General features: G+C 61.9%; 16 protein-coding genes and 1 tRNA gene. 8 read left to right on the top strand and 9 right to left on the bottom strand.

What is annotated here, in order from left to right; genetic code table 11:
* The 5 genes from DBR20_RS22390 to DBR20_RS18055 form a co-directional block, all read left to right on the top strand.
* Nucleotides 1-218, top strand: a 218-nt coding sequence (locus DBR20_RS22390) for a hypothetical protein (RefSeq protein WP_219927829.1), incomplete at its 5' end; no start/stop codon positions are given.
* Nucleotides 219-812: 594 nt separating this feature from the next.
* Nucleotides 813-1376 carry an acyltransferase gene (locus DBR20_RS18070; protein ID WP_108267430.1) on the top strand — a complete coding sequence of 188 codons (564 nt, stop codon included), beginning with the start codon at nt 813-815 and terminating at the stop codon, nt 1374-1376.
* Nucleotides 1377-1390: 14 nt separating this feature from the next.
* Nucleotides 1391-2236, top strand: coding sequence for a 3-deoxy-8-phosphooctulonate synthase (kdsA, locus tag DBR20_RS18065; protein WP_108267428.1), 846 nt, complete (start codon nt 1391-1393; stop codon nt 2234-2236).
* A gap of 1 nt (nt 2237) precedes the next feature.
* Entirely contained in the window at nt 2238-2789 is a 552-nt protein-coding gene (locus tag DBR20_RS18060; RefSeq protein ID WP_108267426.1) for an HAD hydrolase family protein, read from the top strand.
* 43 nt (nt 2790-2832) lie between these two features.
* Nucleotides 2833-3780 (top strand): KpsF/GutQ family sugar-phosphate isomerase, encoded by a 948-nt coding sequence (locus tag DBR20_RS18055; protein ID WP_108267424.1) that lies wholly within the window; start codon nt 2833-2835, stop codon nt 3778-3780.
* 39 nt (nt 3781-3819) lie between these two features.
* Here the strand turns inward: DBR20_RS18055 and DBR20_RS18050 are convergent, their stop codons facing one another.
* The 6 genes from DBR20_RS18050 to DBR20_RS18025 form a co-directional block, all read right to left on the bottom strand.
* Nucleotides 3820-5961 carry a YjbH domain-containing protein gene (locus DBR20_RS18050; protein WP_108267422.1) on the bottom strand — a complete coding sequence of 714 codons (2142 nt, stop codon included), beginning with the start codon at nt 5959-5961 and terminating at the stop codon, nt 3820-3822.
* Nucleotides 5961-6734, bottom strand: coding sequence for a capsule biosynthesis GfcC family protein (locus DBR20_RS18045; RefSeq protein ID WP_108267420.1), 774 nt, complete (start codon nt 6732-6734; stop codon nt 5961-5963). The genes DBR20_RS18050 and DBR20_RS18045 overlap by 1 nt, the downstream gene beginning before the upstream one ends.
* Complete coding sequence (locus tag DBR20_RS18040) at nt 6731-7420, bottom strand: YjbF family lipoprotein (protein WP_108267418.1); 690 nt, start codon at nt 7418-7420, stop codon at nt 6731-6733. The genes DBR20_RS18045 and DBR20_RS18040 overlap by 4 nt, the downstream gene beginning before the upstream one ends.
* 10 nt (nt 7421-7430) lie before the next feature.
* Entirely contained in the window at nt 7431-8537 is a 1107-nt protein-coding gene (locus DBR20_RS18035) for a polysaccharide biosynthesis/export family protein (protein WP_108267417.1), read from the bottom strand.
* An 89-nt stretch (nt 8538-8626) separates the two neighbouring features.
* On the bottom strand, nt 8627-8923 hold the full coding sequence (locus tag DBR20_RS18030; protein ID WP_108267415.1) for a hypothetical protein: 297 nt from the start codon (nt 8921-8923) through the stop codon (nt 8627-8629).
* A 107-nt stretch (nt 8924-9030) separates the two neighbouring features.
* Nucleotides 9031-9621 carry a phosphatase PAP2 family protein gene (locus DBR20_RS18025; protein WP_108267413.1) on the bottom strand — a complete coding sequence of 197 codons (591 nt, stop codon included), beginning with the start codon at nt 9619-9621 and terminating at the stop codon, nt 9031-9033.
* Nucleotides 9622-9732: 111 nt separating this feature from the next.
* On the opposite strand from DBR20_RS18025, the gene DBR20_RS18020 reads away from it, so the two are divergent.
* Nucleotides 9733-9809, top strand: a tRNA-Arg gene (locus DBR20_RS18020).
* Nucleotides 9810-9920: 111 nt separating this feature from the next.
* Complete coding sequence (locus DBR20_RS21965) at nt 9921-10685, top strand: hypothetical protein (RefSeq protein ID WP_146187050.1); 765 nt, start codon at nt 9921-9923, stop codon at nt 10683-10685.
* On the opposite strand, the gene DBR20_RS18010 is transcribed toward DBR20_RS21965, so the two are convergent.
* The 3 genes from DBR20_RS18010 to DBR20_RS23450 all read right to left on the bottom strand — a co-directional run bounded on the left by DBR20_RS18010 (nt 10682) and on the right by DBR20_RS23450 (nt 12583).
* Nucleotides 10682-11671, bottom strand: coding sequence for a tyrosine-type recombinase/integrase (locus DBR20_RS18010; protein ID WP_108267409.1), 990 nt, complete (start codon nt 11669-11671; stop codon nt 10682-10684). The two genes, DBR20_RS21965 and DBR20_RS18010, sit on opposite strands and share 4 nt — an antisense overlap.
* 394 nt (nt 11672-12065) lie before the next feature.
* On the bottom strand, nt 12066-12326 hold the full coding sequence (locus tag DBR20_RS22205) for a hypothetical protein (RefSeq protein ID WP_108267405.1): 261 nt from the start codon (nt 12324-12326) through the stop codon (nt 12066-12068).
* On the bottom strand, nt 12236-12583 hold the full coding sequence (locus DBR20_RS23450) for a tyrosine-type recombinase/integrase (RefSeq protein ID WP_258223420.1): 348 nt from the start codon (nt 12581-12583) through the stop codon (nt 12236-12238). The genes DBR20_RS22205 and DBR20_RS23450 overlap by 91 nt, the downstream gene beginning before the upstream one ends.
* Here DBR20_RS23450 and DBR20_RS17980 point away from each other — a divergent pair.
* The gene (locus DBR20_RS17980; protein ID WP_181393126.1) at nt 12519-12959 is read left to right on the top strand and encodes a hypothetical protein; all 441 of its coding nucleotides are present in this window, start codon (nt 12519-12521) and stop codon (nt 12957-12959) included. The genes DBR20_RS23450 and DBR20_RS17980 overlap by 65 nt on opposite strands.
* Nucleotides 12960-13096: the final 137 nt, after the last annotated feature.

Here is a 13096-nt window from a genome sequence, read left to right as displayed (position 1 = left end):
CTGTTCGGATGGGTAATGAAGTACAGTTGTCGATATCCACTGCTTGCGGTATACGCCACGTTCCTGTTTTTCACCTTTCCTCGATGGATGGCATACAGCGTCAACATCATGTTCAAGGCTGGCACCTTGCTGTTGATTGCTTTCATCCTCGTTCGATTCGTTTCAATGGCGAGCAGGGGCTCTGCTCGTATTGGCCGATCCTGATGGCCGACTTCTGAGTTGGGAGCTCCAATGCATCGAATATACAAAATGACCTGGGTCCTGCGCGCGTTAGTTTACAAGTTGATATTCGGATCCTTCGGAATGCCGGGCTATTTGGGTCGCCCGGTATTCATTCTTGGTCCTGGTCGAATGTCGTTTGGCAGGAAAGTGCGAATTTTTCCGGGCATGAGGGCAGAGTGTTTTGAGGAGGGGGCGCTGACCGTGGGCGACGACGTCTCGATTGGTCAGAATTTCCACGTCATCTGCAGCTCGGCGCTTTCAATTGGCTCTGGATGTTTAATATCTTCGGGTGTGTTTGTAACTGATACAGACCATCAGTATGAGGATATATCAATGCCAGTAGCGCATCAGCCCGTGACAGTGAAGGCCACCCGCATCGGTGACAACTGCTTTCTCGGAGTCGGCGCCAGAGTTCAGGCGGGCACAATTCTCGGCAATGGGTGCGTCGTCGGAGCCAATGCTGTGGTCAGGGGTAGTTTCCCTCCGCACTCCGTGCTGGTGGGTGCACCAGCGCGTGCAGTCAGACGTTACGACCCCCAGAATTCGGCTTGGATTCGAGTGTCGTCTGCATCCAGCCTGGAGGGCGGGAGATGAGCTATTTATTCAAGTTTTTCTGGGTTGCTCGCTCCCTCCTTTATCGCTGCTTCATGGGCGCGTTCGGGTTCCCGGGATATATGGGGCCGCCAACGTTCATGCTAGGGCTTCGCAGGATGACTATGGGTCGCCGTGTACGGATTTTTCCGGGGCTCCGGGCCGAGTGTCATGGTCAGGGTGAGCTGGTGATCGAGGACGATGTGGCTTTGGGTCAAAGCGTGCATATTACTTGTGGCGAGCGACTTGTTATTGGCCAGGGCACGGTGATTGCTGGATTCGTATCAATCACCGATATTGACCACGATTACCAAGAGGTTGGCGTGCCCGTGATGTCTCAGGGGCATACAACCAAGGAAACCCGCATTGGAAGGAACTGTTTCATTGGAATGGGGGTGCGGATCCAGCCCGGAACCCGTCTGGGAGATGGCTGTGTAGTTGGCGCGAACTCCGTGGTCCGGGGCGAATATCCTGCTAATTCCGTTATTGTCGGCTCTCCTGCGAGAGTCGTGCGGTCCTATGACCCTGGCCAACAGGCGTGGGTGCGAACGGTTAACCATTAATAAGAGGTTGTGTGATGAGCGTTTCCATTTCTGAGAAGATAGTCGTCGGCAACGACCTCCCCTTCGTCCTGTTCGGCGGCCTCAATGTCCTTGAAGACCTCGATTCCACGCTTTTCGCTGCTGAAAAGTATGTCGAGGTCACCCGCGAACTGAACATCCCCTATGTGTTCAAAGCGTCGTTCGACAAGGCAAATCGTTCGTCGATCAAGTCCTTCCGTGGCGTCGGCCTGGAGGAAGGCCTTCGCATTTTCCAGGAAGTGAAGGCGCGCTTCGGTGTTCCGGTGATCACCGACGTGCACGAAGTCGCCCAGGCGGACCCTGTGGCTGAAGTGGTCGATGTCCTGCAGATTCCGGCCTTCTTGGCCCGGCAGACCGATCTGGTGAACGCCATCGCCCGCACGGGTCGCGCGATCAACATCAAGAAGCCACAGTTCCTCAGCCCGGGTCAGATGAAGAACATCGCCAGCAAGATTCGTGAGGCCGGCAACGAGCGGATCATTCTGTGCGAGCGTGGCGCCCAGTTCGGCTACGACAACCTGGTGGTCGACATGCTGGGCTTCCGCGAGATGATCGAGGCCACCGGTGGCCTGCCGGCCATCTTCGATGTGACCCACAGCCTGCAGCGCCGCGACTCCGGCAGCGAGGCCTCGGGTGGCCGTCGGCGCCAGGTGGTCGAACTGGCCCGCTCCGGCATGGCGGTCGGCCTGGCAGGCCTGTTCCTGGAAGCCCATCCGGACCCCGACAACGCGCGTTGTGACGGGCCGAGCGCGCTGCCGCTGAGTGTGCTCAAGCCGTTCCTGGCCCAGATCAAGGCTGTGGACGATCTGGTGAAGTCGCTGCCCAAGCTCGACATCGCCTGACATGGTGTCCACGAAGTACCAAGGGCCGATCAAGCTGGTCCTGTTCGATGTGGATGGCGTGCTGACTGATGGCGGGCTGCACATTGACGGCAAGGGTGAGCACTTCAAGACCTTCAACGTCCGTGATGGCCTTGCCGTGGCGTTGCTGCGGGTGCATGGCATCCGTTGTGGCGTGCTGTCGGGCAAGGCAAGCCCGTCCCTGGACTTCCGGATCCAGCAGCTGGGCATGGATGTGGCGGTGACTGGCCGTCTCGAAAAGCTCGATGCGTTGGCCGCCATCTGTGGTGATCTTGGCATCAATGAAGCCGAGATCGCCTATGTCGGGGACGACGTCGTGGACCTGCCGTTGGCTGGCCGGGTGGGGCGTTTCTACGCCCCGTCCGACGCGCATCCGCTGGTATTGGCTGCCGCAGATGTGGTGGCCGATGCGCAGGGCGGGCGCGGCGTCGGCAGGGAGGTGGCGGAGAGGGTGCTTGCCGAAGGTGGCGTTGGCCTGAAGGAGGCGTACGCGCCGCTTATCGCCGGATGGAATGCCGCTGGAGCAGTTCAGTAGTCCGCGCAGGGTTGCGCGGTTCATCATCAGAAGGAAACAAGGTATGTCCTCCGTCGTATCGGTCACCGATCACATTGCATCGGCCAAGCGCGTTCTGCAGATCGAGGCATCTGCCGTGGCCGCATTGGCTGGCAGGCTGGATGCGCAGTTCACCCAGGCAGTCGAGCAGATACTGAGCTCGCAGGGGCGCGTCATCGTCTGTGGCATGGGCAAGTCCGGGATCATCGGACGCAAGATTGTGGCCACGCTCGCCAGTACGGGCACTCCCAGCTTCTTCATGCACCCGGGCGAAGCCTTCCATGGCGATTTGGGCATGGTGACCGCTACGGACGTATTCGTCGCGATTTCCTATTCCGGTGAAACCGAAGAGGTGGTGAAGCTGTTGCCGTTCCTGAAAGACAACGGGAACTTCCTGGTAGCCATTACTGGCCGTCCGACGTCGACGTTGGCCCAGGCAGCAGACTGTCACCTTGACGCAGGTGTCGCGCAGGAAGCCTGTCCGCTGGCGTTGGCGCCGACGGCATCGACCACGGCAACATTGGCGATGGGCGATGCGCTTGCGGTTGCGTTGATGGAAGCGCGGGGTTTCCAGCCAGAGAATTTCGCGCGTTTCCATCCGGGCGGCTCCTTGGGCCGGCGTCTGCTTTCCCGCGTTGAACATGAGATGGTCGCGGGCGAACTGCCTCTGGTCGACGCTTCCTCGCCGATGATGGACGTCCTGCAGGTGATTACCCGCTCCAGCCTGGGCTTGGCGATCGTGCAGACCGGGTCGGGGCACGCGATCATCACCGATGGTGATATCCGTCGTGCGCTCGAGCTTCATGGTCGCGAGGTGTTCGACAAGTCGGCTGCCGAGCTGATGACCGCATCGCCGGCACACGTCAGCGTGGGCACGCGGGTGGAAGATGCGCTGGTGCTGATGGAACGACGCAGGATTTCGTCGCTGTTGGTGCTCGACGGCAACAAGCTGGTCGGCGTATTCAAGAAGTAAAGCAAAGAAGGCGCCTGATGAAGGCGCCTTCTTTCTGCATCACTTCTCGATCGCGTCGAAGTTCCTGTAGAAGATCTCCGAATCGCGTTCGGATGTCAGCTGATACAGGCTGTGCGAATGAGCAAGGCGTGCCCCGCCATCCCTGTACAGAGGATTCCACAGGAAATCGGCGCGGGCGCGGGTCGAGCGCGGCAGCATGAAGTCGAACGGCACCGAGAAATAGATGCCCTTGTCGAAGCTGCCTTCACCGAAGTCCTTGGACGAAACGTCGGTCTTGGTGGCGTAGGCGCCCATCGTCACGCCGTTGTCGAAGGCGCGGGCCACCGATACGGTGGCACCCCAATCCTTGGCAAGGTATCGACCTGCACTGACCGCACTGATGATGCGACGCTTGTCGCCCCAGAGGTAATACAGCGTGGCGTGACCGGTTGTGACGCTGTAATCGCGGAAGCTGAAGCGCTGGTCGAAATCGCGCTGCTTGACCCAGTTCAGTTCTGCGCCCAGCGCCCAGCGCTGGTCCATCGGGCGATACAGGATCTCGCCACCCACGCCGCCATACATGTACTCCAGCAGGCCTGCGTAGGCCATGCCGTACAGGTCGCGGCCGAGCTGCTTGGTGCCGGTCAGCTGCAGATTGGGCAGCGTGAAGTCCGAGGTGGTGAGGTACTGGCGCACATACGTACGCACGCGAGGCAGTCGGCTCGGCGCGTCGTACTTGAACTTGTCGTAGTTGTTGTAGGCGTTGTAGCTGGCACTGCCGCTCAACCACAGATTGTCGTTGAAGCGGAAGGTTGCGCCGTACATGGCCGCGACCTGGAACAGAATGAAGCCGTCCGGCCCACCCACAGACTGGCGATAGCCGATGTTGAATCCGCCATCGAAACGTTTCAGCGGTGCCTCGTACAGATTTTCCGAACGCCGTGCATAGGGGGCGCCCATTTCGACATGGCGGCTGAGCGTTGCCAGATCGGTACGGTCGTCCAGGTAGTCGTTGAACGTCTTCCGCTCAAGACTGGTCTCGACAACAGGCAGGCCCTGGCGGACGTTGCGCAGGGTCCACCAGCTGACCTCCTCTGGCGTATGCGGATCGAGGATGCGCGCGGCGCGGCCGATGCCTTGAGCGGGGTAGATGTAGCGGCGCTGTTCGGCGCTGACGATCAACTCTTGTCCACTGCGATCAATACGCTTCACCCGCAGGCCAGCGTTTTCCTCCAGCTCATGGGCGATGGCTGGCCAATCGGTCGTGGCCGGTTCCGCGCCTGCCGGTAGAGCGGTGGCCGCCTTGTCGGTCGTGCTGCTGCGGGCGACCGGTGGCGGGTCCATGAGCTTGGCCATGGGCTTGGCTTGGGCCAGGTTCGATCGCAGCGTGATGCCGACCATGGCAGTATTTCCGCGTTCCCAACCCAGGTGCAGAAGCACGCTGTTGTTGACCGTGAACACTGCGCCGAGGTTGATCGGGGAAGACTGCTTCTGGTTGTTCCGCTGCGGCTCGTTGCGATAATCGTTGCCGTCGTACTCGAGCTTCAGCTGCAGGCGGTCCCACGGAGTCTGGTAGCTGATGCCGCCAAACACGCCGAGACGGCCACGGAACATCGCGCTGGTGTTGAAATCGCCGGGCGTGTTGACTCCGGGCCGCTCCTTGAAGCGATCGTCGAGGGCGCCAAGGGGGTTGGCGAGGTCGCCGCGGTTGCCGATGTAGCCGGTGGCCACGCCAAGGCTGGCATCCACCGATCCGAACCGCTTGTTGGCGACTATGTACTCGCTGGAGAACAGTCCGGTGCCGCCCAGATCGCGCGCGCCCACGGAGACTTCGGGCAGCCAGCGCCCTTCCTGCCATAGACGCAGTTTGAGGTCGATGGATTTGTCTTTGTAGTTCTGGTCACCGCTGAGCCATTCGGAGCCGTAGCGGCGATTGGCAACGGAGATGTAGCGGAACGAGCCTTCTACCCACGGCAACGGCTGCATCACGACGGTGTAGCGGCTGTAGGGGGAGGTGTGGCTGGCGGTCAGGCTGAGTTCGCCTTCGTCGCTCATGCGTGCGCTGGGTGTCTGCAGCAGGCCGATGCCGCCCCAGTCGCTGGCGGTGGGGGTGGGGCCTTCCTGGGCGTGCAGGGCTGCGCTGATGCTCAGACTCAGCAGGGCGGCGCCGGCGCGAGCCAGCGGCAATCGGTTACGGCACATCAATCTGGAACTCCCGGCGCGTCCAGCACCTGGGTGGCGAGGAAGCGCGCGGCCTCATCGTTGATATCGGGGGTGCGTGAACGCACGGCGGCCCCTGCGATGGGGACGTGGATGATCGCACCCGGCGCCAGCGTAGTGAGCGGGCCGCGGTTCCACAGGGCAATGCCGATCTTGCTGACCCGGCCATCGGGCTGGATCACATACAGGTCGTCAGGGCTGGCGGCAGGTAATGGCGCACATTGGTTGCGGTAGATGCGTGCTTCCTGCATCGCGACGTGTGGCAACACGCATGGATGCGAGACGGCGCCGGTCACGGTCACGGTCTCTGGTCGCGAGGGATAGATCAATCGATCGCCTGTATGGGCTGGACGGTCCAGCCTGCGGTCGGCCGCCAGCGAGCGCGGTGCCAGCAGTTGCGGCTCGCGACCGGTGACGGGCAGGGCGCCGAATTCGCGTGCCATCTGTGCGGCCGCGTCGGCGATGTCCGGTGCGTTCTGGAGCGCTGCCAGGGTCTCGAGATCGAACAGCAGTCCTGCCTTCAGGCGCGCCTGCGCCAGCACTGCATCCGTGCGCAGCAATGCCGCGCCGGCCATGTAGGCGTTCTCATCCGGGGCGGCAGCAATGGCAGCAGCGCTAAGGCGCGCATCGCCAGCCAGCGCGTGCCTGCCCGGTGACTGGACATGGCCGTAGGTCTCCACGGAGATTGGAGAGGACGCCTCGGTGGCACCGGCGAGCGCAACGCCAAGGGCCAGGGCGATCAGTCGCTGCGTCATCGGGGTTGCAGATCCGGCGAGTAGGGTTTGAGCTGGATGATTTCCAGGTGTGTGTCCGGTGCGATGGCCTGGCGGCTTTTCCAGATGAAGCCGTTGGACGGATCCACCCAATAGTGGTTGTCCTGCTTCCAACCCTCACCACGCAGCTGCTCACGGATATGCGCCAGCTGACGTGGGCGGCCGAGAATATCGACGGTTTCCAGGCCGGTTGGATGCAGGGTGCCGGTCACCTTCATGCCGAAACGGTAACCGGGCATGACGTCGTACTGTCGTTCCACGACATCACCCTCGCGTACCTTGCGCAGGTCCAGGAAGGGGTTGTGACCCGTGATACGCATCTGCTGCAGCTCTGGGCTGCCGCCATGGGTGGATTCGACCAGGCCGTTGCGCAGGAACACGATGCTGCGCTCGCTGCTGTACCACGCCTGGCGGCCATCATCGATCGCACCCAGTACGAGGATCGCGCCGCCATCAGGGCCATTGACCTTGATCTGCGGGTAGCGATTGCGGGCGACGTCCTCCGCGGTGGGCTGCACGTCCGGCTTGCCTTGTACGGCAAGCTGGACGGCTTTGACGCTGCTGCGGCTGACCACGCCACAGCCGGTCACTGCGGTGACCGTCAGCGTGGCCAGTAGTGCGAAGCGAAGACCCTGGAGAGCGAGGGGGGCTCGAGCGTTCCTGCTCATGCGTACCTCGTCAGTTGTCCAGATCGTTGCGAGCACTGGCCGCATTGCTGATGATGGCAGTGAACGGCAGCAGCTGGTTCACGAAGCGGCTCCAGCGGGTGACGCCGGCCGCGCCGACGAACACTACGTCACCCGGCTGCAGGTTGAACTGGCTGGCCACGGCGAAGGCGGAAGGTGACTTCGCCTCCAGATGGAACACCTGCGAAGGGGTGTCCTGCAGGTCGTTCGAGCCGCGGATCACATAGATCGCGTTGCCGTTGGAGGTGGTCTGCAACAGGCCGCGGGCCCGGCCCAGCGCCTGGCTCAGGGAGATTTCGCTGGTCTTGAAGTTCATCGCGCCGGGCTGATTGACCTCACCGACGACAAAGACTTCCTTGCGGTCGAGGTAGGGCACATACAGGTGGTCGCCCGCCTTGAGGAAGACGTTCGTTTCGCCGCCGCCATTGCGGCCCAGGCGATCAAGATCGATGGTGTAGGTGGTGCCGTCGCGGGTGAGGCGGACGCCTGAAAGGTCGGCCTGCGCCGGGTCGAGCCCTGCCTGGCTGATGGCATCGCCCAAGGTCAGCGGGGTGACGGTCAGCGGCACCGTGGCGGCCTGGCGCGATGCGCCGGTAACCCAGACGCGCTGGCTGGCGTAGGTCAACATCGAGACATCCACCTGCGGTGCCTCGATGTAGCGGGCCAGGCGGGTGGTGATCTCTTCGCGCAGCTCGGCCGGTGTCTTGCCGGCAGCGGCGACCTTGCCGATATAGGGATAGAACAGCGTGCCATCGGACTGCACCAAGCGACCTGCCGCGCTGAGCTGCTGCTGCGGGCCGGCCGGCACGGTCAGTTCGGGATGGTCCCAGACCGTGATGTACAGGATGTCGCCTGCGCCGATCTGGTAGGGGCCGGGCTGGTACTGCGTCAACGTGCTGGACAGGCCGGACGCGTTCTGCGTGGCACGCTCCATGGCGATCAGCTTGGGTGTGATCGGGATCAATTCGATCTGATCATTGCCTACCTGCTGGCTGTTGCCCATCAGTGAATTCGAGCGCATGTGCTGGCCGGGGGCCCACACACAGCCGGACACGGTGAGGACGAACGCCATGACGGCGACGAGACGCTTGCAGTCCATCGTTAATCATTCCTGGCCCGAACGGGCATGAAAAAGCCCTCGCCGAACTTCCGCCCGGCGAGGGCGTGGGTACTACAACGGCAATCCGATCAGCGGGTGCCGGTGGTACCGGTCGAGCCGGTGGTGCCACCCGGCGGGTTGGTGGTGCCGCCGTTGTCGTTACCTGCGTCGTCCTTGCTGCTGTCAGCAGCAACGCTGTAGACCACGGCAGCAGCGGCAACGCCGAGGCCGATGGTGGCGGCGGTGGTCAGGGTGCCGGTAGCAGCAGCGCCTGCGGCTTCGGTGCCCGCGACTTCAGCGCTGGTTTCGGCAGCGGCGGGAGCTTCCTGAGCAAGCACCGGGGAGGACAAACCCAGCAGGACCAGGGCGGCAATCATCTTCTTCATACGGGGTCTCCTACTCCGTGAGGGAAATTTTTCCACCCCTATGGTGGCCAATCTTCATTCACCCTGTCAAGGAAAGTGAAGGATTTGTGCGGCCCGAACTGCGGTCCTCAAAACTGATCGAAGACCTCAGTCCGGCCCGAGAGCGCCTTTGCCAGCGCGATGACCACCTGATGGGTGGGCAGATGCGGCAGGCTGAGAGGCAGAATCATTCCAATGAGTACCGCGGCCAACAAGGTCGCGACGGCGGGGCGCTTGGCGGGTGGAGCAGTGCTTAGGGTCCATGTGCTGCATCCCAGGCCCAGTGCCAGCCCTGCCAGAATTTCGGACAGGCTGTGCGCGTGCAGCGGAATTCTCGACCATGCGATGGCAAACGCGAGCAGGCAGCCTGACAGCAACCCGATTACGCGCGCGTGGCGGCCGGAACCGCCGAGTAATGCGCCAACGACCGGGTAGATGACGCTGGACATGGCGGCATGCCCGGAGAATCCCGTGAAGTGCAAGCGTTCGATGCCTATCCCCCAGCCCATGAAGGCCAGCTTGGAGGCCAGCGTCACGCTGGCGGTGACGGCGATGGCGGTCAGCCAACGCCATTTCAGCCGTGCATCGGAGCGGGGCAGGGCACACAGCAGCACGAGGGCCATGGGCAGCAGCCAACGGCTGTCACCGACGGCAGAGAGGGACAACCAGACGTTCTGCATCGATGACACATGCGGAGATGAGGGCGACCAGCTTACGGGCGCCCGCCTGTCGGTGCCCTTTCAGCCGCTTGGTCCATTCAGCTGGACGCGGTATCCTGTGACGATGCCGATGGCCCCGTAGCTCAGCTGGATAGAGCGTCCCCCTCCTAAGGGGAAGGTCGCCCGTTCGAATCGGGCCGGGGTCACCAGAATCAATAGCTTACGGCGAGTGGCCGATGTCGGAATTGGCTTATCTAGGTCAATTGGGGTAGGGGCTTGGCACAGTTGGCACACCTGAGTGGCGCGAGGATGGCGTGAGCGTGGAAGGTAATTTCTCACACAGCGAGACGCCGGCAGTGGATCACTGGAATGAGCTGCTGGGGCACACCCTAATAGCGTTCGTAATGGGGGCGGCGCTCGGCTTTAGCACTTATTTCAGTAGTGACGGCAGTGGGAGCATTGTCTGGGGCTCCTTTGCAGACGGTGCTGCTGCACTTGGCACTTGGATCGCTGCAATCTCCGCCATTCTGATCGCTAAAGCTGCACGTCGAGAGGTGCTTCGTCGCGAAAACGAGGCCCGTAATGAGCGGGCGCGGCGTGATAAAGACGCCTTTGATCTAGCTGTATCTTTCGCGGCATGGCCTATTTTTGCCGACATGGAACTGGCAGTTCGGATTTCCCGGAACTTACCTTTGGAAAAGGTCAATGTTCGTAGAGCGGTCGTCATCATTGACTGGATCGCTCGCTTCTCGGTGCCGAACGAGCTGGGTGATATTGGTAAGTTGCTTGGGTTGCCTCAAGGAAAGATGCGTATCATTGTGGATTGCCGTGCGCAGCTAAAAATGATTCAGGCCTCAGCATCAAATCAAAAGTCAGTTTTGAAGAGTTATGGAAGACTAGACCAATTGCAGATTCAGTATTTGGTTGCGCAGGTCGAAATTATTGCAGTTCGTATGAGGGAGGTTGCGGATTACCTCTACGACGAGATTGGTGCGAAAACGCCCCGCCCTTGGCTTGATTGGGTGCCTTTCCGAGATTTCCCCGCACTTGACGCATCAATTCGTGCCGTGTATCACCAAGACTAGAAGCGCAGGCAATTTACTGCGACCTCATCGCCATCCGGGGTCAGGTGCGCATAGTACTTCTCGGTAGTTCCATAATCCGCGTGCCCGGCTAGCACCTGGACCCGTCGTAGGGGCACCCCGCGCATGACCATATGAGCGCAGAAGGTATGCCGCAGGCGGTGAAGGTGCTCGCCGATCCCGGCGGCAACTGCATCCTTTGCGAACCAGTCTGAGACGGTGTCCTTGTGCACCTTCACCAGTGGATCCGGCAGATGGCGCAGCGCCCATCTGGCGTAGCGGTTGAGAGGAACCTCTCGCCATTTGCCTGACTTGGTACGGCCGGCGCCAGTCTCATCTGGATCGCTTTCCACCAGGAGGCGGCTGCCAACTACAGACGCTTTCTCCAGGCCGATGACCTCACCGCGGCGCAGCCCCGTGTGTGCCATGAACATCCAAAGAGGAGCTCGTGCGGGGTTGGCACGGTACAGGCGCCGCATAGCGGCCCGGTCGTAGAACTTCACCGCAACGCTGCGCACGCCTCTGGGCGCTTTGACGGGGCCCATAGGATTTACATCCAGTTCCTTCCATTCCATGCCGCGATTGAAGGCCGCCTTGAGCCTACGGATCTCTTTCCCGACCGTCTCCTTTGCTGCCTTGTCGTCCAGCAGCCTGGAGCGCTTGTATTGCTCCACCTCCACTGCGCGGATGCTGTCGATCGGGCGGTGGCCAAAGCGCTCGATGAAGCGCTTCATTTCGCTTCTGGCTTTGGAGATGGTTGTCGGGTGCTCGGCGGCGTACCAGTCTAGATACCATTCCAGGTAGTCCCGGACCTTCGGGAGGCGTGCGAGGATCCGGACGCCATGCGTCAGCTCGGCTTCTTTCGCGCTACGTACTCCCTCCGCCTCACGGGCGCTAAGTTGCCCAATGGACCGACGAAAGCGTTCGCCGCCCTCGACCCAGTCGATATAGGCCTTTGTGCCTCGCCAGTAGAGTCGGACCTTCGCCATTCTTCAGCACCTTGGATCGCGGCATAGAGCGCCGCCTTTTCGTACAGCTGTTTCCCCATAAAGCGCCGCGGCGTCAGGCCGTAGCTCAGGGCATTTTTGCGGAACTGGCTATTGGACACGCCGCAATAGTGCGCGGCTTCCTCAACCGTCAGCCAATCCTTCCCGGACAGATCTAAATTTTCAGCCGCTCCCACTCGGTTCTCCTTTGCGCCTGTAGGGCGCCATGATCCGTTCCACCTCTGTTTCGTCACCGTTGACCAGCGCAATCAGCGCCAAGCCACGCGCTTCCCAAAGCCGCACGACTCCTTTCCGTGCGCGCGTCAGGTTCACTCCCGAGCGCCGGGCCAGCTCGTGGCCAACTTCCCTATGGTCGAGCGCTTCTGTCTTAACTAGGTCAGCCATTGCTCACGGCCTTGCGATCGATCAGGGCCAGCGCGTCGCGGAACTGGCTGCGCATGTTCACGCCGAACGCGTGGAGCTCGTTGCGGGAATAACCATCAACCGATGCGCAACAGACACAGAGGCCCTCAGCAGCTTGCAGTGCCGCGCGCACCGGCCCCAGGTTCACGGCGTGCGCGGGCGGGGCGGCGGGTTCCGGTCTAAGCGCCATCGGTCGAACGAACCACGCATAGGGACCGTCTTCGGTGTCGCCCATCCATGCCAGTCGCCAGTCGCCCTGCGGAGCTTCCGGATTCCAGGCGTCAGGTGCGCATGGTACTTCTCGGTCGTGGCGTAATCAGCGTGCCCGGCCAGGATCTGCACCCGCCGCAGCGGCACCCCGGCTATGACCATATGGGCGCAGAAGGTGTGCCGTAGCCGATGTAGGCTACCGCCGATTCCAGCCCGCTTGGCATCCGAGGCGGGCCAGTCGGACACCGTGTCCTTGTGCACGGCGAACAGCGGATCGGGCATCCCACAGGCGGAGCGTCCCCGGCGGGGCCGAGTCCAGGTTCACTCCCTCAATGCTGGCCAGCTGCCGGCCGACCTCGCGGTGGTCGATTGCCTCAGCCATGAACGCACCTCCGTCAGCACCAACGCAGCCTTCGCTCGCGGCGCGGTATGCCTGACCGGCGCCACCGTGTCGCTGCAGGAGTTCGCCGCGCTCTACGCCCACGACCCGGGCAAGAGGCGGCTCAAGACCCCGAAGGCGATGGATGATGCGTTCCGCGCCGGCACCAGCGCGGCAGAGCGGGCAGCGTGGGCAGAGCTCCAGTTGTGGAACCGGACCGAGGCTATCTTCCTGGCAAAAGAGCTGTCCCGTTGCGGCAATGAAGAAGGCGGCCTATGACGGCCGCCAGTTCATTAAAGAATTTGCAATCATTTCAGTCTTCATGTGTGGGGCGACCAATTGGCTTGGGCCCGCCGACGGTGACGCTGCCGCTGCCGCTGCCGCTGCCATAGCTTCCACTCGAAACTGGTCCAGAG

Origin of the sequence: Stenotrophomonas sp. HMWF023 (assembly GCF_003060985.1) — a bacterium.
GTDB classification, from domain to species: Bacteria; Pseudomonadota; Gammaproteobacteria; order Xanthomonadales; family Xanthomonadaceae; genus Stenotrophomonas; species Stenotrophomonas lactitubi.
Note: the sequence above shows the minus strand (reverse complement) of the source record. Positions and strands in the feature narration are given on the sequence as shown.